We start from the raw sequence: 22,577 nt of genomic DNA on the forward strand, positions 1-22,577 counted from the left end.
CGGTCGCCGATGTCGGCACAGTCCGTGATCCGCTCCGAGAGCGGCCAGCCTCTCCAGCACATCGCCAACCCCGCCCGCACCCGCACCTGTTGAAGGATCCTCGTATTGACCACACCCGGAACGCCTACCAGTCCAGCGCGCACCAAGGGCGGCGAACTACGGGCCAAGGTGGCCCGACTGCTGGCCGACCGGCCGGCGGACAAACTCACCATCGGGGATATGGCCAGGCACCTGGGCCACTCCCACGGCGCCGTCCGCAACGCCGCCCTCACCCTGGTGCGACGCGGCGAGGCCGACCAAGGCGGAACCGGACAACCGGAGTTCCGCGCGAACGCGAAAACCACCGCAGCCGCGCAGACCGCTGTGATCAGCCCACCGGGCACCCACTCTCCCCGCGCCCAGGCGGCCACGGCCCGCACGACCATTACCGCAGCAGCCACGCCCAGGCAGACCGGCCCGATCCGCCGCGCGGGGGGCCAGCTCTACCACCCCCGGGAGCTGGCCGATCTGCCCGACGTCGAGGCGTTGAATCGCCTGCGCGACGCCGACGTGCCGGTGCTGCTCTACGGCCCTCCGGGCACCGGCAAGACATCGCTGGTGGAGGCGGCGTTCCCGGACCTGCTCACCGTCGCTGGCGATGGCGACACCACGGTCGGCGACTTGGTCGGCGAGTACACGCAGGCCGACAGCGGAGGTTACGTCTTCCAGTACGGTCCGCTGGTCACCGCGATGACCGAGGGCCGTGCCCTGCTGATCGACGATGCCACCTTGATCTCACCGAAGGTGTTGGCGGCGCTGTATCCCGCGATGGACGGGCGCAGGCAGATCCAGGTCAAGGCCCACAAGGGCGAGACCATCAAGGCCGAGCCGGGCTTCTACGTGGTGGCAGGCCACAATCCCGGCGTCCACGGGGCGGTGTTGACGGAGGCGCTGTCGTCCCGGTTCAGCGTGCAGATCCAGATCGGCACGGACTATGACCTCGCCCTGGCGCTGAGGATCGATGCCCGGGTGGTCCGGGTCGCCCGGAACCTCGCCCGCCAGGTCGAACTCGGCGAGCTGGGCTGGGCCCCCCAATTGCGAGAGCTGCTGAGCTACCAGAAGACCGAGGCCGTCCTCGGCACCAATGCCGCGCTGGCAAACCTGGTCGGCATCGCTCCTGTGGAGGATCGCGACACCGTCGCCGACGCCGTCATCAAGGCTGTCGGCGTCAAGAAGATCGCGCCTCTCACCCTCGGCAAGCAGCTCCCGGCTTCGGCTGCCCGGCAGCCCCTGGGCAGCACCGGCTCCGCGCACCGGGGCCGCTCGCGATGAGCGCCCACCACCACGTCCAGTCACCCGCCACCACTCGGGACGACGCTGCCGACCTCGCGCGCTGGGACGACGACGGCGCCCCGCCCGCGCAACCCCGTTCCTCCCCGGCCGCGTGGCTGCGCGTGGGAGCCGAACTCGGCGACCGGCTGGTCGCCCTCTCCGGCCGCAACGACCTCCTCGTCACCTGCCGCCCCGGCACGCGCAGCGGCGCACCGGCCGCGTTCTTCCCCACTCTGGGCGAGGTCGAGGTCGACGCCCGCCTGTTCGCCCCGCTGAAGCCCCACGAGATCCATCCGCGGATCGTGGGCGACGAGGAGCGCTATCCCGCCGCCTGGGGCGTCTTCGTCCACGAGGCCGCGCACGCGGCCCACTCCGTCTGGACCCAGCCTGACGGAGCCAACCCCCGTGTCGTCGAAGCCGCGCTCCTGCTGGAGGAGAGCCGCGTCGAAGGCGCACACCTGATCACCCGGCCCACGGACCGCACGTACCTGCGCACCAGCGCCCGAACCCTGGTCATGCCCGACATCGCCCACCCCACCCTCCAGGGCATCGAGCACGCCGCCGCCGCGGCGGCCCTGATCCTCGGCCGCCGCGACGTCGGCATCCTGGACGCCGGCGAGACCCGGGCTGTCGCCGATCTGTGCGAAAAGGTGCTGGGCGCAAACCTGCTGGCCACCCTCACTCGCATCTGGACCGCAGCCCACCAGTGCGCCGACCACGACACCACGACCATGCTCGCGCACGGTCAAGAATGGTGCGACGCTCTGGACACCGCGGCCCCCACCCTGCCCGTGCCGGGCAACCTCACCGATCTGCTGTCCGGCGCCGTGGGGGTCGTCATGGACAACACGGCCGCCACCGACGCCGCCGACCTCTCGGCACAGGCTGCAGCGAACAACGCCATGGCGTCGCGGGCCAAGGCGCAGGCTCAGGACCGCGCCCAGCGGGCCGGCCAGCGACGCAAAGCCGCCGCCACCGCCAAGAGCGTCTTCAACACCCGTGGCACCACCGTCAACCCCGACGGCACAACGGCGCCCCACAGCACCCCAGTCACCGGCACCCGTCGGCCCACCGCCGCCGAGCAGAGTGCCGCCGCGCGCCTGAGCCGCGCCCTGCGTGCCGCCGCCTACCGCGAGCGGACCGAGGAGCGGACCACCAGCCCCACCCCGCCCGGCCGCCTCAACATGCGCGCGGCCCTCGCCCGCGACGCTCAGCGCGCGGCCGGGTCGGTCCCCACCGCGGAGCCGTTCACCCACACCCGCCGCCGGAACTCTCCCACCCCACCGCTGCGTGTGGGTATCGCCGTCGACGTCTCCAGCTCCATGCGTGCCGCCTGCGCGCCCGTCGCGTCCGCTGCCTGGATCGTGGCACGCGCAGCAGCCCTGACCGACCCCGACTCCCTCACCGCCACCATCGCCTACGACAGGCACCTGACCGCACTGACCCGACCCACCCACCAAGCACCAGAGCGCGTGACGACGTTCGATGCCAACGGCGGCCACCACAACCTCGGCGACGCCATCGACGCACTCGACCACGGCCTCGAACTCCGACGCCCTGGCGCCGGCCGCCTGCTCGTGATCGTCACCGACGCCCTGTACGGCAGCGACGAAACCGCTCAAGCCGTCACCCGCGTCAAGCAGCTCACGACCGCAGGCTGCGCCGTACTCCAGCTCACCCTCACCGCCAGGTCCCAGCACCTGCCGGGGACCACCTTGCTCCACCTGCCCCAGCCCGCCAGCGCTCCCGTCGCCATCGCCAAGGCGGCCACAGACGCCATCCGCAGGACACGCTGAGACGACGCATAAGGCGGAAGCGTCCCCGAGACCACCGCCAAGCGCTCCAGACCACCTCCGCAGGCCAGCCCATGTCGCGCGCCGCTGAACCCCCACCATCAGTCCGCTCGACCGCACATACCCGGCCTTAACCCCTGAACTGCCCGCCACGGCAAGGAGATCACCCAGAACATGGCTGTCCGAACGACCTGGAAAATTGTCCACAGCTGTGGACACGAACTGACGCATAACCTGTCCGACCGACCTGCCGACCGGCGCGCCGGATTCGCCCGCTGGCTCGAAGGCCGCGACTGCACCGACTGCTGGAAGGCCGCCCGCGACGCCGACACGGAATCGAAGGAGGCGTGGCTCGCCGCCAAGCGTGCCGAGGAGCAGCAGGCCGCCCGCGAGTGGGCCGAGCAGTTCGACATGCCGCCGCTCGAAGGGCCCGAGAAGGCCCTCGACTGGGGCGAGCGCTCCCGCCACCAGCTCGTCACCGCCGCGTACAGCGCGCTGGTGAGTGAAGGCACCTGGGACGAGGCCGACTGGGCCGTCCTGGAAGACAAGATCCGCACCGTCGCCCGCGCGGGATGGTGGATCGACCAGAGGGACGCTGAGGGCTCTGACCTGCCCGAACTCCTGGACGCCGCCGCCTCGGACGACATCGGGACGGAGAACCCGTTCCGGTAGGACGCAGGGCTGTATACCCGACGATCCCCGGTTACCGAAACCGGGGATCGTCCGGATCCTTGTTCCTCCCACCGCCTCCCCGCGTCCCTCGTGGAAGGAACCCTGCTGTGCCCGTTTCCCGCCATCCGCATGCCCCGGGTGACATCGTCACCCCCGACCGGGACATCACCCACGCCCACTTCCGGCCCGGTGACCAGGTCGTCATCCTCAAGGGCACCTCCGGCAGCGAACTGTGGGGCGATGCCTACAAGGTCGTCACCCCGTCGTGGCACACCCCGACCGACGAGGACGGCTGGCGCTTGTACGACCCGGCCGGCGGCGCGCGCACGTACATCACCGCGCACCCGCGCTACCTGGTCCACCTCTCCAGCCGTTGCCCGGACTGCCTCATCTACCAGCAGGCGCTGCGTACTTACCTCATCCCGCGCCTGGCCGACGCCGACGAGGACGTCGACTGCGGCTGGTACTCGGTCAACCGCCTCAACCAGGTGGTGCACGTCGCAGACGCCCGGGGCAGCCAGTGATCCCGGCACTCGGCTCGCAGCGCGCCGCAGCCTTGAAGGGTGCGGCTTCAGCGGCCATCGAAGCGCTCACCGGGAGCGAGTGGCCGACGCTGCTCGCCGAGGCTCTGCGCGAACTGGACGCGACGTGGCAGGAGTCAGCCGAAGTGTGCGCCGACGTCGCCTGGCAGGCCCGCGCCGCCGGCAACAGCGCGCTGGTCACGCTCACCCCCGAGCACGTCACCGACGCCGGCCCGGACCCGGTGATCTGGCGGACGTACCGGCACCTCTACCTCAGCACGCTGCGCTACGACTTCCGCTGCCGCGACATCGAGTCACTCATGAACAAGGTGCCGGTGAGCGTGCTGAACGAGGACCCGTACAGCGAAGCCCTGTACGGCTTCGCACGGTTGGGGCAGTCCCGCTCCGACGGCCTCGCCGTCCTGCACCGGGTCCTCGTGGCCGCACCCGGCCACCCCAAGACCCTGCACGTCCTGCTGCACGGCGTGTGGCTGGGCACCTTCCTTCCCGGCCGAGCACCCATGCTGCTCGCCCTGGTGGGACTGCTCCCCGAGGGCGGGCTGAACGATCCGATCGCGCTGTTCCGCATGGCCTCGGCCCGGCGGAGTCTGGGCCAGTACCCCGAGGCCCTCACCGCCATCGACCACGCCCTGGAGCTGCTGCCACCCGGCGAACTGGCAGTCCACGCCGACCTGGTACGTGAACGCGCCCTGATCACCACGGCGCACGACCTGGCCCTCCTCATCCCCAACCGCCCGGATCCCACCCCATGATCATCCGTATTGGACCGCGCGACCTCAGCGCCGGCGAGGCGTTCGCCGAAGCCCTCGGCCGCCCGGTCAGCGACCGCGAGGGCCTGACCGACCACACGGTGGTCGCCCACTGGGACAACCTCGACGTCTACACGCCCCTCGACGAAGGGCAGAGCTGGACGACCGCCGAGTTCGCCGAGCACTTGGACGACCCCAACTGGCGCCACCCCGTTCCGGTCAGTCCGCACGGCGACCGCCGCGCCATCTGGCACGCGGACGTGCGGCTGCACCCGGACGACCGGGAGCTGACCCGCCCCGAGTGGACTGAGATCGCCCACCGGATCGCCCGCGCCGCCGGCATCCAGCGCCCCGGCGATGACCACGGCTGCCGCTGGATCGCCGTGCAGGCGCAGCCCGGCCGCCTCGATCTGATCGCCAACCTCATCCGCCCCGACGACACCTGGACCGCACAGCCGCACCGGCTGCTCGCGCTCCTAACTGCGGAGAGCCGACGCATCGAGGCCGAGCTGGGACTCATCTCGCCCCGTACCGGGCCCGATCCGCAGCAACCCGTCCAGCAAGCCCGGTTCGCGGGCCGCCGACTGGAAGCCGGCACCGCCGATGCCGCTTCTCAATTCGCCGTACTGCTGCGCCAGCTCGCCGCCGAACGCACCGGACCGCTGTCCACGGTTCGTGGCCTCATCGAGCACACGGCCCACCGCCTCGATGACCTGCCGGACGCATACGGCCCCGACATCGCACACCAGCTGGAAATGGTGGCCCGCCGCCTGTACGGCATCCAAGAGAGTCTCGAGTCTCTGGCTGCCGCCCTGCCAACCCCCGCTCGACCGCCCCTTGCAGGGCCAACACCCCCTGCGTCCATGCCGCTCGTCGCACCTGGCCCGTCCGGCGTCCGGCTCTCCCGCTGACCCGACTGAAAGAACACCTTCTTGGCTCTTGCCGATCGTTTCCTGACCTTGGGGCGTGATGTGCACTCCGGGGAAGTCCTCGCCCGCGGCGGGGATCCCGAAGCCCACAGCATCCTTGAGCGCACCGGCTTCGTCCCCGTCGTCCGCCTCCACGAGACCTATCACCGTCTGCCCGTCGGCCTCGACGAAGCCGAGGAGAAACGTCTCGCCACCCGCGCCGTCGCCCGGCTGCGCGCCGTCAAGTACGGCGTCGACACCGACGACGCCTTCGACACCGAGACACGCGAGGCGCACTACCTGCCGCTTGGCTCCCAGGTCGCACACCTCGCCGAACAGATCCGCGACGCCACCACCAGCGACGAGGTCGCCGACGCCCTGACCGAACTCACCGCCTCCCACGACGGCGTGCTCATCGCCCTCGGCGAGGTGCTCGCGGCCACCGCCGCCTTCTATCAGGACCTCGGCCAGGCACCGGATCCGCACACCGCGAAGCGGTTGCACTACCTGGCCGAGCATCGGCTCGGTGTCCTGTGGTCCGACCTCGCGCACATGCGCAACGACCTCGCCGACCGGCACCAGGACCATCCCCAGCGCCGCGCGTGCACCGCCGAGGTCGGACCGGACGAGCGCGAAGCCTCCGCAGTCTGCGCCTGTCCGCCGCCTCCGCCGCGCTTGGCCACCAGTTCCGTCGCCGTGCCCGCCGCCCCCGCACCGGCACACCCGCGGCGATGACCCGCATCCCTTCACTTTCCGAGGAGCCCATGCACGACCCCACCCCCGACACCAGTCTCGGCTCGTTCGCTGCGGTCCTCGCCGGCGAACTACCAGGCGCCTGGACCAGCACGTACCACCCGGACCGTGGTGGCAACAACGACCACGGCGCGCTCACCGACCGCGTGTGGGACATGAACGACGTCGCCGACGCCTTGGCCAAGCACACCGTGGACCAGTGCGCCGTCATTACCCGTGAGGACGGAACCCGCCTGTTCGTCGCCGACCCGATCGGGCACGGCGAGGGATATCTGATCGCCGCCATGGCCCCCGACGACGCACCGGACGAGGCATTCCGCGCCGTCCGCGAGCCCGACGGAATCGCGGTCGACGCCGACCCGTTCAGCGCCGCCGAGGACGTCACCCACGACCTGCTGCCGCGGTACGACAAGGCCCTCGCCCAGGTCCGCAGCAACGCCGCCCGGCTCGCGGCACCGCAGGCGGCCGAGCCGGAACGCGTCGTGATGACCTGGTCCGGCGAGGCCATCGTCGTCGACAAGCCCGACCGTGCCGACGTCACCAAGGCCCTGACCGAGAACGGCTTCGTCTTCGCGCCCGACCGGAACGTCTTCGTGCTGTCCGGGGACGACACCGCCCACCAGGCCGCCTCCGTACGAGCCACCGGAGACCGTCTGTCCGAGCTGGGCATCGACACCGTGCTGCGCCATCCGCCAACCCGGCCCGCCCTGGGCACCGCCCCCACCGCGCCGCCGAGCCCGTCCGTCACCACATCCGCGCCGTCCACGCGACGGCGATAGCCCCGACCCGCACAGGAGCAACCGCACGTGGGAAACCGTGCCGACGACGAAGGCACCGACGTCACCATCTACCGCAAGCCCCTCACCGATACCGTGCACGCCGACACCCCAACCGGCGCACCTGAGCAGCTGCTTGCCCTCCTCGACAGCCTCGGCTTCGAGCGCCGGACCCTGCCCACTCCCGGGCCCATCTACGTCTGGCACGAAGCACCCGCCGACCTCGACGAGAACACAAAGAAGCAGCTCGCCACCCAGGCGGTGCCCTGGCTACACAAGGCCGGATACGTGGTCCAGATCGATGATGCCGTCTGGGACGCCGCCGCCTACACCAACGCCGCATCGGCCATGCGCAACCAAAGCGCCCCGGCCCCGTCGCCCGTCGTGGCCGCAGTGCCCACCACGGACCGTCCCACAGGGGCACGCGGCCGATGAGCCTCGCCGATGAATACGACGTCGACGTCACCTTCTACCACCGCGACGGAACGATCTACGTCGACACCCGTACCGGCGCCTCTGAGCCTCTCCTGGCCCTGCTCGACAACCTCGGTCTCGACCGGCACAGCGCCTTGGACGACGTCTGGCATCAAGTCCCCGACGGGATGGACGAGATCGCCATGAAGTCCATGGCCGACCGGGCCGCGCCCCTGCTGGCCCGTGCCGGATACAAGGTCGACATCGACACGGGCCTGTTCGGCGGCACCGCCTACCGCGCCGCACAGGCAGCACATCGCCAGCCCCCGCCACCCGCACCACGCTCTGCGCGAGCGCACCGTACGCGCTAACCGCCCACCCGTCGCCGGCCCCGGCCCACTGGGGCCGGCCCCACCCTCCCCAGGAGCCCGCCGTCACTCACGAACCCGACCGCACGCCACCGCCCATCACCGCCAGCCGCAAACCCCGCCTGGTCACCGCCCTGTTCCGCCGTTACCTGCGCGCCGTCACCCTCGGCAGCCAGGAGCGCACCATCCCGCTGGCGGGCGGACGCCCCGAGGCCACCCTCGACGAGGCCCGCCGCCGCGACGCGCTCGTCCTCATCGACAGCTACCGCATCCGCCAGCACCACAACTAACCCTCAGCAACACCCTGTTCAGGAGCCCATGACCGACTCGAACCTCCCCTCCGTACAGCTCGCTGACGCCATCACCGCCCAGATCGGCCAGCTCCGCCGCCACCTCGCCCTGGCGCCGCCGCACGAGCAGGCCCAGATCCTTGCCACCGTCCTGGACTACGACACCGGACTTCTCGGCGAGGTCACCGAACTCGTCTCCACCGGCTCGCGTTTCGCGAAGGTCCACTCCGAGCGCGGTGTTCTGCCGCCCGAGGTCTGGCTGGCGCTGGGCCGCGCCGCGAACGAACTCGACAGTGTGGGCGCCAACCTCAACGAGCACACCGGCAGCATCAAGAAGGTCACCGCGCCCGCCATCGCATCCAGCAGGCCGACCGCTGCGCCGGTCGCCTCGGCGATGGTCCTCAGGCGGCGCCGGTGAAGAAGAACAAGCAGTGGTCCGGCTGGGGCCCAACTGGTCAACAGGCGCAGCAGCATTACCTCGTTGAGCCGCGCCACCTCGCCGGCGGCGGAGACCTGCGCCACGTCACCGAGTACCTGCGCGCCTCGGGCTGGCGGGACAAGTCCAAGTCCGGCGGCCCTGTCGTGTTCGACAGCCCCGACAAGTCCATGCGCATCGGATACGACCCGTACACCCAGCCCGGCGGCTGGACCATCAGCGGAAAGCAGACCGCGACCCAAGAGGCATGGCACGCCACCCTAGGCCGGCAGGTCCCCGTCGAGATCGTGGCCGGGTTCACCGACGCACTGACCCGGCCGCGCTCGGCACACGCCCCCAACGTGTGGGCGCCGCTTGAGGCCCAGGGCTGGGAGACCGAACGCGGACAGCACTTCACCGCCCGCAGCCCGGACGGCGACGCCGTCCTCCGCTTCCACCAGACCGCCCCCGGACAGGCGCACTGGTGGGCCGGCGCCCGCAATGAACACGGCCGGGTGTGGGAGGCGATGTTCACGCCGACCACGCCGATGCACCTCGTGCAGGCGTTCAGCACCGCGCTCGCCGATCCGCAGCCGGCAATGCGGCCCCTCGGGCACATCCCGCCCTCCCAGAGAATCCGCACCACCTCCGTGTCCGTACTGCCCTCGCAGCTCAGCGCATGGCAGCAAGCCCGGATCACCGCGGCCCGCGCCGCCACCTGGGCCAGCAACACCTTCGCCACCAACAAGGCGCGCACTCAAGCCCCCGGAGCACGCCCGTACGCCAAGGCCGGGCGGATGCGGTGAGCCACGAACGCTTCTACTCCCGCGTCAACGGGCCCACCCTGCATCGCGTCAACGCCGTCCGCTGGCTGAACGAGGTCTCACCGCGGCACCTGGCCGGCGGCGGCGACCCCCGGCACGTAACCGAGCATCTGCTCGCGTCGGGGTGGAGCAATCACTCGGTCGTCGGCTTTCCCCACGTCCTGCTGGAAAGCCCCGACCACCACCTGCACCTCACGCTCGAGCCCGAACCCGACGAGCGGAGCACCTGGTGGCGCATCCACCCGGCCGAAGACCCGGCATGGGTAGCCCAGTTCGGCGGCAACACCCCGGTGGAGGTCATCGCAGGCTTCACCGATGCCCTGACCAGCACCACTCCACAGCAGCCGCCGACAGACCTGTGGCGCCTCGCGGCCGGCCGGGGCTGGGCGACGCGGCGGGCCGGTCGCGAGCGAGCCGCCCTGTCGCCTGATGAGACCGCCGTGCTGGCCCGCGTCTCCTCGCTGTCAGAGACACCCCGGTGGCGTTGGGACGTCGAGGTCTCCATACCCGTCTCCGACACACGGCGCCGGTGGGTCTGGGGCGCTTCCATCGAGGAGGCCGCTCCGGCCGCCGCGCTCGCGGGATTCGTCGACGCACTCACCGATCCCGCGCCGCTGCTCCGCGCCGAGGGTCAGACGACGGGCCACACCTTCGGCTTCCTCAACTCCCTCCGCAGCACTGTCACACCAGAACAACACCGTCTGCTCCACCTGCAACGGCTCCAAGCCACCGAACACCTCGGCCCACCCGAGCAGTCCCCGGCGACACCGCCACCTCCCCAAGGTCCACCTCGCCACAGGAAGCACCGCTGATCACGCGTTCCCTCGCCTTCCCCTCCACACAAGGACGTTGATGCCCAACCCCACCGTTCCCAGCGCCGACCAGGTCGCGCAGACGACGGCCACCCTGGCCCAGATAAGGGACTACCTGCGCACCGATCCGCCCGCATCCGAGGCGCTTCCCCTGCTCGCTGGCCTCCTCGACGAAGACACCGGCGTCCCCATCCTCCTCGGCGACGTCCTGCGCAGCGCCGCACGCCTCGTCTCCCAGCAGGCCGGTGCCCAGACCGACGAGATCCGCCTGATCATCACCGGACTCCGGGAAGCTGCCCAGGAGGCCACCGACTGGCACATCCTGCACTGGGACATACAGCGCTTGAACGGCCTCACGTTCGCGCCCGCTGCGCCGGCGTCGTGACACGCCCCTACACCGCCAGCAAGGCCGACGACCCCTGGTCGCGGATCTGGTTCGACACCACGCCCCGCCACCTCGCCGGTCCCGGTGACCCGCGCCACGTCACCCAGGCACTGCGGGCCGGCGGGTGGGAGAACTACGGCGACCCCGACTTCCCCCACGTCGTCCTGGCCAGCCCTGACTACCGGCACACGCTCGTCCTGGAGCCCACTGCGGACACGTACGGCTCCTGGTGGCGGGTCTCGTCGGAGCGCTGGTACGCGTCCTTCGGCGGCAACACGCCCGCCGAGATCATCGCCGGATTCACCGACCCGCTCCTGCAGACCACACCCAAGGTCGAGCCGGACATCTGGCCGACGCTGCAGGCAGCGGGCTGGACCTACGAGCGCGACGAACGAGGCAACGAGCGTGCACGCCATCCGGACGGCATCACGACCATGGAGCGGTCGGCAACGCTGACCAGCGACTACTTCAGCTGGAAGGCCGAAGTAGCGCTGCCCACCGGCCTCGGCGGCCACAACCGGCTGTGGCACGCGTACTTCGACGACCGCACCCCACGCCACCTGCTCGCCGGCTTCGCCACCGCCCTCGTCGACCCCGCGCCCGTCTCCCGTGGCCACTACGACGTCCCGCACTCCCACCTGGTCACGCAGCTGGAACGCGGCGCCCAGGGCGAACAGCTCGCCGCCGCCCACGAAGCACGGCTGAAGGCCAGCAGGTCCACCGCCCGCAAGGCCCACCGCAGCGCCGCGCCCACGGCCCGGCCTCCGTCAGCGCCCGCCATCGAGTCGATCACGCCTGCCGCTCGGGGCCGCTGACCCGTGTGGGGCGGTCCCGGCCGCTCCATACACCGCCGCCCATCACAACTGCCCGCCCAAAGGCCCTCTTTGACCATCTCACTCGAACCCACGAGCCCGGCGCGCCGCCTCTATCTCAACCGGCTCGCGATCTACCTGCGGCACAGCCGGCAGATCCTCGCCGCCTGGGACCACTACTCCGACCAGCACTCCGACCCCAAGACGTTCCAGCCCTACGACGAGGACGCGTACGGCCTGCGTCAGCAGCAACGCGACGCCGACACCATTGCCGCCTTCGGCCGGGTGTACCACCACGCCGACGAACTGGTACACGTCGCCAAACAGCAGCTCGCTCTGCTGTCGCCCTCCGACCGGACCCGGCACTACGCCTGGCAGGTACGGGAACTGCACGAGGCCACCCAGGGCCTGTATGCCGTCCATGACGACTGGCGCGCTGTACGCGCCGCCCTACTCGAAAGCGCCTGGCCCGGCACGAAGGCGTACGACGAACCCCTCGCCGAGAGCCATGCGGAAGCCTGGTCCTACCTCGACCAGTGGGCGATCCACGGCCAGGCGCTCTTCGCCATCAACGCGCTGGCGCAGAAGCAGTCGACGGCATCCGCACTGACTCTGTCGACGACGGCGCCCGTGCCCAAGGGCGCCGACGCATCGTCCGCGGTCCGGCGGTGACCGGCATGAGCGACACCGTCGAGCTGACCCTCGTCTCCCCGGTCTATCTCGCCGGCCGCGGCGATCCGGGCTGGGTTACCGTCCCTCTCCACCGGGCCAGCGGCTGGAGCTACGGCCACGATCCGCTGATGCCCCGTGTGCTGCTCACCAGCCCCAACCAGCAGGCGATGCTACGGATCGACCCGGACCCGGACGAGCCGTGGTGGACCATCAGCCACGCCCGTACCGACGACCAGCCGGCATGGCAGGCCACCTTCGACGCCCACACGCCGGTCGAGATCATCGCTGCCTTCACCGACGCCCTCACCAACCCCCGTGCCCTGCGCGCTGCCACGCCGCCCACCGCTCCTCTGCGGCAGGCAGGTTGGCGCGACGATGCCCGCCAGAGCGGCCTCGTGTCGCCTGACGGCGTGGTCCGTGTCGAGTACGTCAGCGAACACGGCCTCGACCACTGGTTCATCACGGTCACCGACGGCCGCACCCCCGACGACGAGCTGTGGGAGGCGTGCCTGGATGGCACCACCCCGCCCCATCTGGTCGCCGCCTTGACCCGTGCGCTCACCGACGCCACCCCCGTCATCCGCGACCCGAAACGCATGCCCGGTCTCGGCGTGCGCCACCGGCACGACGTCAGGCAGCCCGTGCCCGTGGAGACGGTCGCCTTCGCGCTGGAGAACCGCGTCAAGCATCTGACCGGCCGCCATCCGCAGCCGAGTACGCCGCCCGCGCAGCTTCCGTCCGCGTCATCTCCTGGCCGCACGCCCTGACTCGTACGGAAGCCGCCTGCCACTGAGCGCACACCACCCTCACCCTCCCCAGGAACCGCCCTCTTGCCGACCTCCTCCCAGTCCACCGACGGCTACGACATAGCCTTCAAGATCCTTCTTGGCGCAATCGCCGTCGCCGTGCCTCTGTCCAACCTCGCCTGGCTCGGGGGCAATCTCACCGCCTGGGCCACCAGCTCCGCCACGGCCCCCTACCAGCCGGTTCAGGCGCTCCTGCATCCCGACCAGCTATGGCCGGACCTGAGCGAAACGTCCCTCCTGCTCGGCACGCGCATCGCGCCCGGCGCCGTACTCGTCGCCCTCGGAATCACCGCCGCCGTGCTCTACAAGCGGCACCGAGGCGGCGGCAGCGGGCGCAAGAAGCACGTGGCCGGCATGGCTAAGCAGCGGGACATCGAGCCGCTGATGTCGAAGGCCATCACCGACAAAGCGCGGTCGCTGCGCCCGAGCCTGAAGGACGCCAAGCACATCGCCGCGGCCGACACCGGGATCCTCCTCGGCAATCTCCAGGGCACGAGGCATGAGGTACGCATGGGGTACGAGGACGTCGCCGTCGCGATCATGGCGCCCCGCTCGGGTAAGACCACCTCGCTGGCGATCCCTTCCATCCTCAGCGCGCCCGGCCCGGTCCTGCTCACGTCCAACAAGGCCGCCGGCGATGCCTACACCGCGACGCTCGATGCGCGAGCAGCCGTCGGCCGGACCTGGTCGATGGACCCGCAGCAGATCGCCCATGCCGAACGAGCCATGTGGTGGAACCCGTTGGCCGACGCCAGGACGCTCGACGGCGCCGGCCGGTTGGCCGGCCACTTCCTCGCCGCCTCCGTGGACGCGAGCCAGCAGGGCGACTTCTGGTCCAAGGCCGGCAGCAACATCCTGTCCCAGCTCTTCCTGGCCGCCGCGCTCGACGAACGGCCGATCACCGACGTGATGGCGTGGCTCGCCTTTCCCGCCGACCGCACGCCGCTCGACATCCTGCGCGACCACAAGTTCGCCGCGGTCGCCGCCCAGCTCAAGGGCACCGTGGAGGGCCCGCCCGAAACCCGGGACGGCATCTACGAGACGGCCCGCCAGTACGCCGCCGCCCTCCTCAATTCGGAGATTGCCGCCTGGGTGACCCCACAAAAGGACGTGCCGGAGTTCACGCCCCGCACCTTCGTCACCTCCAAGGACACGCTCTACCTACTGTCGAAGGACGGCGGCGGAGGAGCCAGCGCCCTGATCGCCGCGTGTGCGGACAGCGTGATGCGGGCCGCGACCGCGCAGGCCGAACGCGCCGGCGGACGCCTCGACCCGCCGATGCTCGCGATCCTCGACGAGGCCGCAAACGTCTGCAAGATCAGCGACTTGCCCGACCTGTACAGCCACTTGGGCTCGCGCGGCATCATCCCGATCACCATCCTGCAGTCGTACCGCCAGGGCCAGAAGGTGTGGGGGGACGCGGGCATGGACGCCATGTGGTCCGCCTCCACGATCAAGGTGATCGGCAGCGGTATCGACGACCCGGACTTCGCGGACAAGCTGAGCCGCCTGATCGGCGACCACGATGTCGAGACGACCTCCACCTCGACCTCGGAGTCCGGCAAGTCCACCTCCGTGTCCATGCGGCAGGAACGCATCCTGGCCGCCGACGCCATCCGCGCATTGCCCAAGGGCACCGCGCTCGCGTTCGCCACCGGCATGCGCGCGGCCATGCTCGACCTGCGCCCCTGGTATCTCGAGCCTGGCGCCGAGGAACTCTCCGCCGCCTCCGCCCGCGCCTCTAAGGGCATCACCGCCCGCGCCATCGCCAAAGCCGCCCCGAAGCAGTCCGACTTCGGCCCCGCCGCGTAGCACGCGCCCGCTTCCTCGATCCCCTCTGTGCACCGTCCGTCAGCCCACTTGGAACCCGCCTATGACACAGATCCACGAAGTCCCGAGCGACTGGAACCCCGACCATCGCTGCTGCCTCGAATGCGGCAACAGTGACCCCGAAGTCACTCTGCAGGCCCTCACCCACACCGCAACGAACCAGCAGGCGCTCGCCTGTTGCAGGCACATCGCGGACGTCGCCGCCACCCTCGAATCCTCCGCATCTGCTGCGTACATCGCGGACGGGCAGGTGCCGAGGCCCGCGACCACACCGACGGTGTCCAGTGCACCTGCTCCTCGCCACCGCTCGCGCGCATGACTCCATCACCTGCAGACGCCCAGCTGTTTGAGGTGGCACCACCGCCGACGCCCGTCGAGCGCCTGCTCCACCTGGCCGACCAGTACACCCAGCACAACGACGCGCTCGACCTCCTCCTGCGCGCGACCGCGCAGCCCGCGCCGGATGCCCACGCCCCCTCCGCGCAGCGTCTGGCCGCCGACACCCAGTCCGGCATCAAGGCGATCCAGGGCGAACGGCTCTATGAGAGCGTCGAGTTGACCGAGACCGTCATGCGACTGAAGCAGCTCACCTTCCTCGCCAGCGCCTCGGCCGACCTCAGCACCGGGATGGCTCGCGAGCTGACCGCGCTGGCCCCAGAAGCCGCCGTCAGCTGCGCCATGACGCTGGCCTCCGAGACCCGGCGGCGCCGCTGGGCCACCGCGCCGGCCCCCGACGACCGGCTGAACACCGTTCACCGCACGGCCCTGGCCGAGATCGCCTGCGGACACGTCGTGTCCAGCAGCTCGCTGGGCCGCGAGTTCACCCGCTCCCGCGAGCCCAAGGTGCTGATGAGCACCCTCCGCTCCCTGGAGACGAAGGGCCTGGCCGAGAGAACCGCCCGCTCGGCGCCCGCCGCCTACATCGGCGGCCCGCCCCTGGACCGCGTACGCCTCACCTCCGCAGGCATCACCGCCCTCGCCTCGGTCATCGACGCGCCTCCGGCCAGGCCGAGCACCGCGCCCGGCACCACGCCCCGCCCCCTGCCCGCCGCAGCGCAAGCCGCCACCCGAAGCCGCTGAACCCTCACAGGAGCCACCCCATCCCCACGCCCCCACCCGACCTGAACGAGCAAGCCCGCCAACTCCGGCAGCTGGCGCACGACTTCGACGCCCTCAAAGCGCGCGTGCGAGACATCTCCTACACGCCCGGCACGGACGCCCTGCGCCACATCAGTCCCCTCCTCCTCCAAGCGCAGGACCTCACAGCCACCGCCCTGGTGCGCCTGAAGGCACTCGACAACAGCACGTACACAAGCGTCCCCGGCAGCCAGGCCAGCCTGAACCTGCTGGCCTCGGTCGTGTCCTCGTCGTCGCTCGCCGGCACCGACCTGGCCCACGTGGTGCTCGCCAACCCCTACGAGGGCGCCGAGTTCGCCGGCTATCCCGCCACCAGCGAGGCGATACGCACCGCCCGGCACGCCGAGGCCATCCCGAAGATGAACGGGCACCTCGACGATGCCGTCCACCAGCTCGACCTGTGCGCGATCGGCTGCCACTACCTCGCCCACGGCATCACCGAGGACCTGACCACCGCGCAGGAACTCAAGCCTGCTGTCGTACAGCAGACGGCGGGTCCAGCTCTGACCCCTGCCCAGCACGGCGCCCTCGCCGCCCTGCACAACGGCGGCCATCTGTATCGGAATCCAAACCGCAGGAAGGGCGAGACCCGAGTCGCCGCCAACAACGGAGCCCGCGTCTCCATTGCTACCTACCGCGTCCTGGCCAAGCACGAGCTGGTCACCAACGACACCCGAACCCCTCTGGTCGTCGGACAGACCATCACGGTCACCGAGCAGGGGCAGCAGGCCCTGGCCCAGCAGCGCCCGCACATCGCGCCTACAACCACCGTGGTCGCCGCGCCCAAGGCCGTGATCGCTCAGGGAGCCCGCCGATGACCGCGTACGCGCCCGACGACCGGGTCATGGTCTCCCCCCGCTACATGGCAGGCGCCGGCGATCAGCTCGCCGACGTCCTCGGCCCGCTCATCCACCTCTTCGGCTGGCCGACACAGCACGACGCCACCACCGGGCACGTCACGATCGACAGCCCCGACGGCAGCCTGTTCGTCGACTTCGACCCACTGCAGCCGCTCGGCCGCTGGTGCAAGGTGACCCATCACGAGCCGTACTGGGAAGTCGTGTTCAGCCGGCAGGCTCCCCTGGAGGCAGTCGCCGCCGTCACCCAGGCGCTGCCGCAGCTGCTCGGCGACACCCGCCACGCCGAGCAAATCCCCATCACCGACATGCCCGTCGACCAGCTCGCGACGCTCCACCTGTGGACCGTCGAGGACCGCGTGCTGACCTCCCCCGACTGGTACTGCCAACTCCTGCACACACCCGAAGAAGACGTCAGCTGGCAGGCCGTGCACGCCTACTTCGAAAACCAGCCGCTGGCCACCTTCACCCGCGACGTGCCCGAGGGCCTGGTGCGGAACTTCTTCGCCAACCTGGCAGCGCCCATCGCCGTGGAGCGGGCCTTCCGCGACATTCCCCTCAGCTCGCTCGATGAGCAGAGCGCATTGATCACCCCAGTCCGCGGGGCCGCGATCAACCCCCAGGTCGCACACGCCCTCGCACGGCTATCCCAGCCCGGCCGTCGTCACTGACCCCCGATGCCTGCCCCGGAGTCATCCTGACCGAGAAGACCCTCCCCCTTGAGCCCGCCGAAGAACTCCTCGCGCTGGCTGCCGACTTCACCCGGCACAACGACGCCCTCACCCGGCATCGGCTCTACAACTCGAACCTCACCGACTTCCTCACCCACCGCACCGCGTCCGCCCAGCACCTCGCCCACTCGGCACTGGACATCGTGAACACCCTCAACGCCCAGTCGATGTATCACAGCCCCGACATCCGAGCGGTGTACTCGCGCCTACGGCAACTCGCCCACCTCGCCACCGACACCGCCGACCACCTGATCGACGCCGTCGACATCCTCGACCACACCCGTGAAGGACTGCCCATCGAACTGGGCGACGACTTCCTGGCTGTGCTGTCTGAGCAGGAGGCACGCCAAGAGGCCGGCCGACGCCTCACCCTCGTCACAGACCTCACCGCGCTCGGCGCATCCGACGCGCTGGCAGCCGCGGAGCTCTACGTCACCGACCGACGCCGCCGGGGCCTTGCCCCGCAGCACCAACCACCGCCTATGTCTCCCGCGCAGGAGGCCGCGCTCCAAGCCGTAGCACGCGGAGAGGTGACCATCGCCGACGGCAAGCCCTACCTGCGCCGCGACGACCTGCGCCTCACCATCAGCACCGTCCGCGCCCTGGAGGCCCGCGGCCTCGTAGCCCGCGAGGACTGCCCGCTCTGGTTCCACGACGAGCGCCTCCATCTCACCGCAGCCGGGCGCCGCGACCTCGCCGCCTCGTTCGCACGGCGACCACGCCCCACCGCACTGACCACACGACCGGCTCCGCCCCTGCCGGCGGTTGCTGCCAGCCGCGCCCGCTGATCCCGCACTCGACTTCCCGGGAGATCTCACGCCCTCCGACACCCCCACCCCTCACGACATCGCGCGTGCCTTGGCCGCCCAGGTCCACCCCAATGCCACGCCTCGCGACGTCGTCGTCCACTTCACGCTGCGCCGCCTGGCCGCACCGCGCTACGACCACCGGTCCTCCGGCGGCCCCGCGAACGGCATCGCCCAGTCCCTGCACGCCCGGCTCTACGGACTCCCCGACGACCCAGACCCGGCGCCCAACGCCCTCGACGAACTCCTCCAGTACGTGGCCTCCAAGCGCGACGCAGACCAACAGAACGCCGTACTCGCTCAGCTCTCCGAACAGCTGCGCAACGCCGCCGAGATCCTCGAATGGGCTCGCGACAACGCCCACTGGCGAAAACTTCCCACCCCTACCTGGGAATGGCTGCGTACGGCCACGGACACCGCCCGCGACCTCGCCGACGGCCTCGACGAGGTCGCCCCCGCCTTCGCCTCGCCCCGCGCCCCCGCCGCGACCCCGGCCCTGCCGGCGCCCGCCGCGCAGCGCGCCCCCGCTCCCCGCCGCTGACCTCCGCCCACGGACAGCGCCCCGCTCACTGCAAGGACATCCCCATTTCCGCCAACCCCGTATTCCGCTCCATCTCACTTGGTGCCGGAATTCAATCCAGCGCGATGCTCGCCCTGTCAGCCGAAGGGATTCTCCCGAAGGTCGACTACGCCATTTTTGCCGACACAGGGTGGGAATCGAAGGCCGTTTATTCGCATCTCGACCGCCTTGAGCGGGAGATAGCGAAACCGGCAGGTATCCCCATCCTGCGGGTCACCTCCGGAAATATCCGCAACGATGCGCTCGACCCCGGCCACAGATTCGCCTCCATGCCGCTCTACATCCTCAACCAGGACGGCAAGGCAGGAATGACCAGAAGGCAATGCACCGGCGAATATAAGATTAAGCCGATCAAGAAGCAGGTCCGCGAACTTCTCGGCTACCCCTACCCAGCCCGCATCCCGCGAGACGTGTTCGTGGAGCAATGGGTTGGCATCTCCACCGATGAATTCCACCGCGCCAAGGACGCGGACGTGAAGTACATGCGCAACCGCCACCCGCTCATCGACCTGGGCTGGTCGCGAAGCGACTGTATCCGCTACCTCTCCTCACTCGGATTGGCGGACACTCCCAAATCGAGCTGCCTTGGCTGCCCATTTCATGGAAACGCCCAGTGGCGACAGATTCGCGACACTTCCCCAGCCGAGTGGGCGGATGTGGTGGAATTCGACGCCGCGATCCGCAAGGGAAATGCCCGCGCGAACGCCACCGGGAACCGCCTGCTGGGCGAGGCTTTCCTGCACCGCTCGCGCATTCCGCTGAGCGAAGCTCCGATCGACCATGTCACCGCCGCCGAATGGGCCGCGCTCCAGCAGGAGCTCGGCGCCGAAGAAGACGCGGAGCAACTGGAAGAGGGTGCCCCTGACGGGTGCTCGCCCTGGACCTGTCGAGGCGAAATTGCCGCCACGCAGGATGACTTCGGGCTGGCCACGTGATCGTGCTGGACCTGTTCGCCGGCCCCGGCGGATGGAGCCACGCATTGGCCGTGCTCGGCGTGCGGGACATCGGGCTGGAATGGGACGATTGGGCTTGCAAAACACGGGCCGCGCAAGGGCAGTTGACGATTCGCACCGACGTGGCGATGTACCCGGTACGGCCTTTCCTCGGAAAGACAGGCGGGCTCATCGCCAGCCCGCCCTGCCAGGCGTGGTCGATGGCCGGCAAGCGCCTCGGTCTCCTCGACCAGCCGCTCGTCCACCAGGCCGTCGCCGACCTCGCCACCGGCCGCGACACCCGCGAACAGCTGCTGGCCGCCTGCCGCGACGAGCGCTCACTGCTGGCTGCCGAGCCCATGCGCTACCTGCACGCTCTCCATCAACAGGGGCAGCCTGAGTGGGTCGCGATGGAGGAGGTGCCCGACGTCCTGCCGCTGTGGCGCCAGTACGCCGCGATCCTGCGCAGCTGGGGGTACTCGGTTTGGACCGGGATCCTTAACGCCGCCGATTACGGGGTGCCGCAGACGCGGCGGCGCGCGATTCTGCTCGCCTCACGTACCCGGACTGCCGAGCCCCCGCCGCCCACGCATGCCAAGACCGCCGAGCCCGAGTCGCTGTTCGGGCCGGGCCGCACGCAGTGGGTGTCCATGGCCGATGCCCTCGGTTGGGGCGCCACCGACCGCCCCGTGCCGACCGTGTGCGCTGGTGGAGGACCGGGCGGCGGACCCGAGCCCTTCCCCTCCGGCTCGCGTAAGACGCTCACCGACGCACGCGACCGCGGCACCTGGAAGCCCCACATCGCGCCGGGCGAGGCAAAGTCCCCTCGCGCGAGGGGAAGTTCGGCCAGCCCTCGCGCAGCACGGGAGTGCTGCAGGAGTGGAGACTCCGATCGCGTGTGCGCCGGCGAGGTGGGCTGGTCGTGGTCTCTGCGCAGCAACAACCAGGCGAACGCGACCGTGCGCCGATCCGACGAGCCGGCCGGGACGCTGTTCTTCGGCCACCGCGCGAACGAATGCGTCTGGGTCGCCGAGCCCGCTACCGGCGACATCGGCGAGGAGCGGCCGATGCCAGATTCCATCCGGATCACCGCCCAGGAGGCCGGCCTTCTGCAGACCTTCCCCGCCCATTACCGCTGGGCCGGAAACAAGGGCCAGCAGTTCTCGCAGATCGGCAATGCCGTGCCGCCCCGACTCGCCGCCCACCTGCTGGCCCCCCACCTCGGCAAGACCCTCTGCCCCGACGACTTCACCCTGGCCGCCTAAATGCCCCAGCCCACCGACCCCTACGAGGACAACCTCGACGACCTGCCCCCTGCCCAGCCGGTGCACTACGCCGAGCAGTCCCTGCTCGGCGCGCTCCTCCTGGACCCGCACCGGCTCGCCGACATCGGCGACCTGGACGCTGGCCAGTTCGCCAACCACGCCCACGGCGCCCTCTTCCAGGCCATGCGCACGGTGCCGCCACCCGCCCCCGAAGCCCATCGCTCCGATCCCGCCTGGCTGAACACCGTGCTCGACGCGGCGCGCCCCAATGCCCCAGGGCTGACCGCCTCTTATCTCCACACGCTCATCCAGGTCTGCCCCTGGCCGAAGCACGCGCCAACGTACGCGCGGATGATCCGAGCCGATCACGCCCGGCGCACGTTGCTCATGCACGCCGAACGCCTCGCCCAGACCGCCACCGATCCCACCCTGCCCAACCCGGCCGCCACCACCCTGGCCCAGGCCGACGCCCTCGGACAGTTCCTGGACACGCTCGCCGGACAGTTCGCCCCGCACCCCGGCTCGCTGCCGCGCACCTCCGTGCCAGGCACCCCCACTGGGCCCAGCAGCGAGGAAGCTCTCGATGAGGAACGACTCCTCCTCGCTACGGCCACCGCCCACCCGGCAGAGCTGAAGACCATGCGCTGGGTGCAGCCCGACGATTTCACGCTGCCCCTGCACGCCACGGTGTGGCAGTGCCTCACCGCCCTGGTCCGCAACGGGGAGCCCGTGGACCCGGTCACTGTGCTCTGGGAAGCCCAGCACCGCGGACTCCTCACCGACGGCATCGACCCCGGCGACCTCATCGCCCTGGTCTCCGCTCCCGTCGGCTCCCCCGAATACTGGGGCGAACGCGTCCTTCAACGCGCCCTGCTGGCCCGCGCATTCGACGTCAGCAGCCGCATCACCGCCTACGCCCAGGACCCGGCCAACTCGCCGCACCAGCTGGTCACCGGCAGCCGCCGCGCCCTGGCCGACCTCACCGCCCTGCGAACCCGCTGGCAGCGCAGCACCACCCCGTCGTCACCGTCACCTCGCCAACCGCGCAGCCCGGCCGCCTCCCGCGCCGGCCCGGCGCCGAGAGCCACCACAGTCGGCGCACGAGCACTCCGATGACCCCACCCGCTCCGGCCGGTC

Annotated in this window: 27 protein-coding genes; all 27 read left to right on the forward strand. The window is 70.5% G+C overall.

What is annotated here, in order from left to right; translation table 11 throughout:
* Window positions 1-168: 168 nt before the first annotated feature.
* The 27 genes from OG430_RS14215 to OG430_RS14345 all read left to right on the forward strand — a co-directional run bounded on the left by OG430_RS14215 (window position 169) and on the right by OG430_RS14345 (window position 22,556).
* A complete protein-coding gene (locus OG430_RS14215; protein WP_327359091.1) occupies window positions 169-1,311 on the forward strand; it encodes an AAA family ATPase in 1,143 nt (380 codons plus the stop codon).
* Complete coding sequence (locus tag OG430_RS14220) at window positions 1,308-3,107, forward strand: hypothetical protein (RefSeq protein ID WP_327352849.1); 1,800 nt, start codon at window positions 1,308-1,310, stop codon at window positions 3,105-3,107. Before OG430_RS14215 ends, OG430_RS14220 begins: the two co-directional genes overlap by 4 nt.
* Before the next feature lie 171 nt (window positions 3,108-3,278).
* Window positions 3,279-3,776, forward strand: a complete 498-nt coding sequence (locus tag OG430_RS14225; RefSeq protein ID WP_327352850.1) for a hypothetical protein — start codon at window positions 3,279-3,281, stop codon at window positions 3,774-3,776.
* Window positions 3,777-3,883: 107 nt separating this feature from the next.
* The gene (locus tag OG430_RS14230) at window positions 3,884-4,300 is read left to right on the forward strand and encodes a hypothetical protein (protein ID WP_327352851.1); all 417 of its coding nucleotides are present in this window, start codon (window positions 3,884-3,886) and stop codon (window positions 4,298-4,300) included.
* Window positions 4,297-5,070, forward strand: coding sequence for a tetratricopeptide repeat protein (locus tag OG430_RS14235; protein WP_327352852.1), 774 nt, complete (start codon window positions 4,297-4,299; stop codon window positions 5,068-5,070). Before OG430_RS14230 ends, OG430_RS14235 begins: the two co-directional genes overlap by 4 nt.
* Window positions 5,067-5,978 (forward strand): hypothetical protein, encoded by a 912-nt coding sequence (locus OG430_RS14240; protein WP_327352853.1) that lies wholly within the window; start codon window positions 5,067-5,069, stop codon window positions 5,976-5,978. Before OG430_RS14235 ends, OG430_RS14240 begins: the two co-directional genes overlap by 4 nt.
* 21 nt (window positions 5,979-5,999) lie before the next feature.
* A complete protein-coding gene (locus OG430_RS14245; protein WP_327352854.1) occupies window positions 6,000-6,710 on the forward strand; it encodes a hypothetical protein in 711 nt (236 codons plus the stop codon).
* Between the two features lie 29 nt (window positions 6,711-6,739).
* Window positions 6,740-7,507 (forward strand): hypothetical protein, encoded by a 768-nt coding sequence (locus OG430_RS14250; protein WP_327352855.1) that lies wholly within the window; start codon window positions 6,740-6,742, stop codon window positions 7,505-7,507.
* Window positions 7,508-7,534: 27 nt separating this feature from the next.
* Window positions 7,535-7,939 carry a hypothetical protein gene (locus OG430_RS14255; protein ID WP_327352856.1) on the forward strand — a complete coding sequence of 135 codons (405 nt, stop codon included), beginning with the start codon at window positions 7,535-7,537 and terminating at the stop codon, window positions 7,937-7,939.
* Window positions 7,936-8,289, forward strand: coding sequence for a hypothetical protein (locus OG430_RS14260; RefSeq protein ID WP_327352857.1), 354 nt, complete (start codon window positions 7,936-7,938; stop codon window positions 8,287-8,289). The genes OG430_RS14255 and OG430_RS14260 overlap by 4 nt, the downstream gene beginning before the upstream one ends.
* Window positions 8,290-8,604: 315 nt before the next feature.
* Complete coding sequence (locus OG430_RS14265) at window positions 8,605-8,994, forward strand: hypothetical protein (RefSeq protein ID WP_327352858.1); 390 nt, start codon at window positions 8,605-8,607, stop codon at window positions 8,992-8,994.
* Window positions 8,991-9,797: a DUF317 domain-containing protein gene (locus OG430_RS14270; RefSeq protein WP_327352859.1), complete on the forward strand. Its 807-nt coding sequence runs from the start codon at window positions 8,991-8,993 to the stop codon at window positions 9,795-9,797. Before OG430_RS14265 ends, OG430_RS14270 begins: the two co-directional genes overlap by 4 nt.
* Window positions 9,794-10,627, forward strand: a complete 834-nt coding sequence (locus OG430_RS14275; RefSeq protein WP_327352860.1) for a DUF317 domain-containing protein — start codon at window positions 9,794-9,796, stop codon at window positions 10,625-10,627. The genes OG430_RS14270 and OG430_RS14275 overlap by 4 nt, the downstream gene beginning before the upstream one ends.
* Before the next feature lie 40 nt (window positions 10,628-10,667).
* Window positions 10,668-11,012: a hypothetical protein gene (locus OG430_RS14280; RefSeq protein WP_327352861.1), complete on the forward strand. Its 345-nt coding sequence runs from the start codon at window positions 10,668-10,670 to the stop codon at window positions 11,010-11,012.
* Window positions 11,009-11,827 (forward strand): DUF317 domain-containing protein, encoded by an 819-nt coding sequence (locus tag OG430_RS14285; protein ID WP_327352862.1) that lies wholly within the window; start codon window positions 11,009-11,011, stop codon window positions 11,825-11,827. The genes OG430_RS14280 and OG430_RS14285 overlap by 4 nt, the downstream gene beginning before the upstream one ends.
* Before the next feature lie 69 nt (window positions 11,828-11,896).
* Window positions 11,897-12,496 (forward strand): hypothetical protein, encoded by a 600-nt coding sequence (locus tag OG430_RS14290; RefSeq protein ID WP_327352863.1) that lies wholly within the window; start codon window positions 11,897-11,899, stop codon window positions 12,494-12,496.
* Between the two features lie 5 nt (window positions 12,497-12,501).
* Window positions 12,502-13,263, forward strand: a complete 762-nt coding sequence (locus tag OG430_RS14295; RefSeq protein ID WP_327352864.1) for a DUF317 domain-containing protein — start codon at window positions 12,502-12,504, stop codon at window positions 13,261-13,263.
* A 63-nt stretch (window positions 13,264-13,326) separates the two neighbouring features.
* Window positions 13,327-15,114 (forward strand): TraM recognition domain-containing protein, encoded by a 1,788-nt coding sequence (locus tag OG430_RS14300; RefSeq protein ID WP_327352865.1) that lies wholly within the window; start codon window positions 13,327-13,329, stop codon window positions 15,112-15,114.
* A gap of 61 nt (window positions 15,115-15,175) precedes the next feature.
* A complete protein-coding gene (locus OG430_RS14305) occupies window positions 15,176-15,451 on the forward strand; it encodes a hypothetical protein (protein ID WP_327352866.1) in 276 nt (91 codons plus the stop codon).
* Entirely contained in the window at window positions 15,448-16,212 is a 765-nt protein-coding gene (locus tag OG430_RS14310; RefSeq protein ID WP_327352867.1) for a hypothetical protein, read from the forward strand. The genes OG430_RS14305 and OG430_RS14310 overlap by 4 nt, the downstream gene beginning before the upstream one ends.
* Window positions 16,213-16,316: 104 nt before the next feature.
* The gene (locus OG430_RS14315; protein ID WP_327352868.1) at window positions 16,317-17,087 is read left to right on the forward strand and encodes a hypothetical protein; all 771 of its coding nucleotides are present in this window, start codon (window positions 16,317-16,319) and stop codon (window positions 17,085-17,087) included.
* Window positions 17,084-17,797, forward strand: a complete 714-nt coding sequence (locus OG430_RS14320) for a DUF317 domain-containing protein (RefSeq protein WP_327352869.1) — start codon at window positions 17,084-17,086, stop codon at window positions 17,795-17,797. The genes OG430_RS14315 and OG430_RS14320 overlap by 4 nt, the downstream gene beginning before the upstream one ends.
* Window positions 17,798-18,000: 203 nt before the next feature.
* Window positions 18,001-18,645: a hypothetical protein gene (locus tag OG430_RS14325; RefSeq protein WP_327352870.1), complete on the forward strand. Its 645-nt coding sequence runs from the start codon at window positions 18,001-18,003 to the stop codon at window positions 18,643-18,645.
* 70 nt (window positions 18,646-18,715) lie between these two features.
* Window positions 18,716-19,204, forward strand: a complete 489-nt coding sequence (locus OG430_RS14330) for a hypothetical protein (RefSeq protein WP_327352871.1) — start codon at window positions 18,716-18,718, stop codon at window positions 19,202-19,204.
* A gap of 104 nt (window positions 19,205-19,308) precedes the next feature.
* On the forward strand, window positions 19,309-20,178 hold the full coding sequence (locus OG430_RS14335) for a hypothetical protein (protein ID WP_327352872.1): 870 nt from the start codon (window positions 19,309-19,311) through the stop codon (window positions 20,176-20,178).
* Window positions 20,175-21,440 (forward strand): DNA cytosine methyltransferase, encoded by a 1,266-nt coding sequence (locus tag OG430_RS14340; RefSeq protein WP_327352873.1) that lies wholly within the window; start codon window positions 20,175-20,177, stop codon window positions 21,438-21,440. Before OG430_RS14335 ends, OG430_RS14340 begins: the two co-directional genes overlap by 4 nt.
* The gene (locus OG430_RS14345) at window positions 21,441-22,556 is read left to right on the forward strand and encodes a DnaB-like helicase N-terminal domain-containing protein (RefSeq protein ID WP_327352874.1); all 1,116 of its coding nucleotides are present in this window, start codon (window positions 21,441-21,443) and stop codon (window positions 22,554-22,556) included.
* Window positions 22,557-22,577 lie beyond the last annotated feature (21 nt).

Source organism: Streptomyces sp. NBC_01304 (assembly GCF_035975855.1).
In the GTDB taxonomy this organism is placed as follows: domain Bacteria; phylum Actinomycetota; class Actinomycetes; order Streptomycetales; family Streptomycetaceae; genus Streptomyces.

Coding starts and splice junctions, on each gene's coding strand:
- OG430_RS14220 (WP_327352849.1), top strand. CDS start 1,308: ATGAGCGCCCACCACCACGTCCAGTCACCCGCCACCACTCGGGACGAC.
- OG430_RS14225 (WP_327352850.1), top strand. CDS start 3,279: ATGGCTGTCCGAACGACCTGGAAAATTGTCCACAGCTGTGGACACGAA.
- OG430_RS14240 (WP_327352853.1), top strand. CDS start 5,067: ATGATCATCCGTATTGGACCGCGCGACCTCAGCGCCGGCGAGGCGTTC.
- OG430_RS14250 (WP_327352855.1), top strand. CDS start 6,740: ATGCACGACCCCACCCCCGACACCAGTCTCGGCTCGTTCGCTGCGGTC.
- OG430_RS14260 (WP_327352857.1), top strand. CDS start 7,936: ATGAGCCTCGCCGATGAATACGACGTCGACGTCACCTTCTACCACCGC.
- OG430_RS14265 (WP_327352858.1), top strand. CDS start 8,605: ATGACCGACTCGAACCTCCCCTCCGTACAGCTCGCTGACGCCATCACC.
- OG430_RS14280 (WP_327352861.1), top strand. CDS start 10,668: ATGCCCAACCCCACCGTTCCCAGCGCCGACCAGGTCGCGCAGACGACG.
- OG430_RS14295 (WP_327352864.1), top strand. CDS start 12,502: ATGAGCGACACCGTCGAGCTGACCCTCGTCTCCCCGGTCTATCTCGCC.
- OG430_RS14305 (WP_327352866.1), top strand. CDS start 15,176: ATGACACAGATCCACGAAGTCCCGAGCGACTGGAACCCCGACCATCGC.
- OG430_RS14310 (WP_327352867.1), top strand. CDS start 15,448: ATGACTCCATCACCTGCAGACGCCCAGCTGTTTGAGGTGGCACCACCG.
- OG430_RS14320 (WP_327352869.1), top strand. CDS start 17,084: ATGACCGCGTACGCGCCCGACGACCGGGTCATGGTCTCCCCCCGCTAC.
- OG430_RS14335 (WP_327352872.1), top strand. CDS start 19,309: ATGCTCGCCCTGTCAGCCGAAGGGATTCTCCCGAAGGTCGACTACGCC.
- OG430_RS14345 (WP_327352874.1), top strand. CDS start 21,441: ATGCCCCAGCCCACCGACCCCTACGAGGACAACCTCGACGACCTGCCC.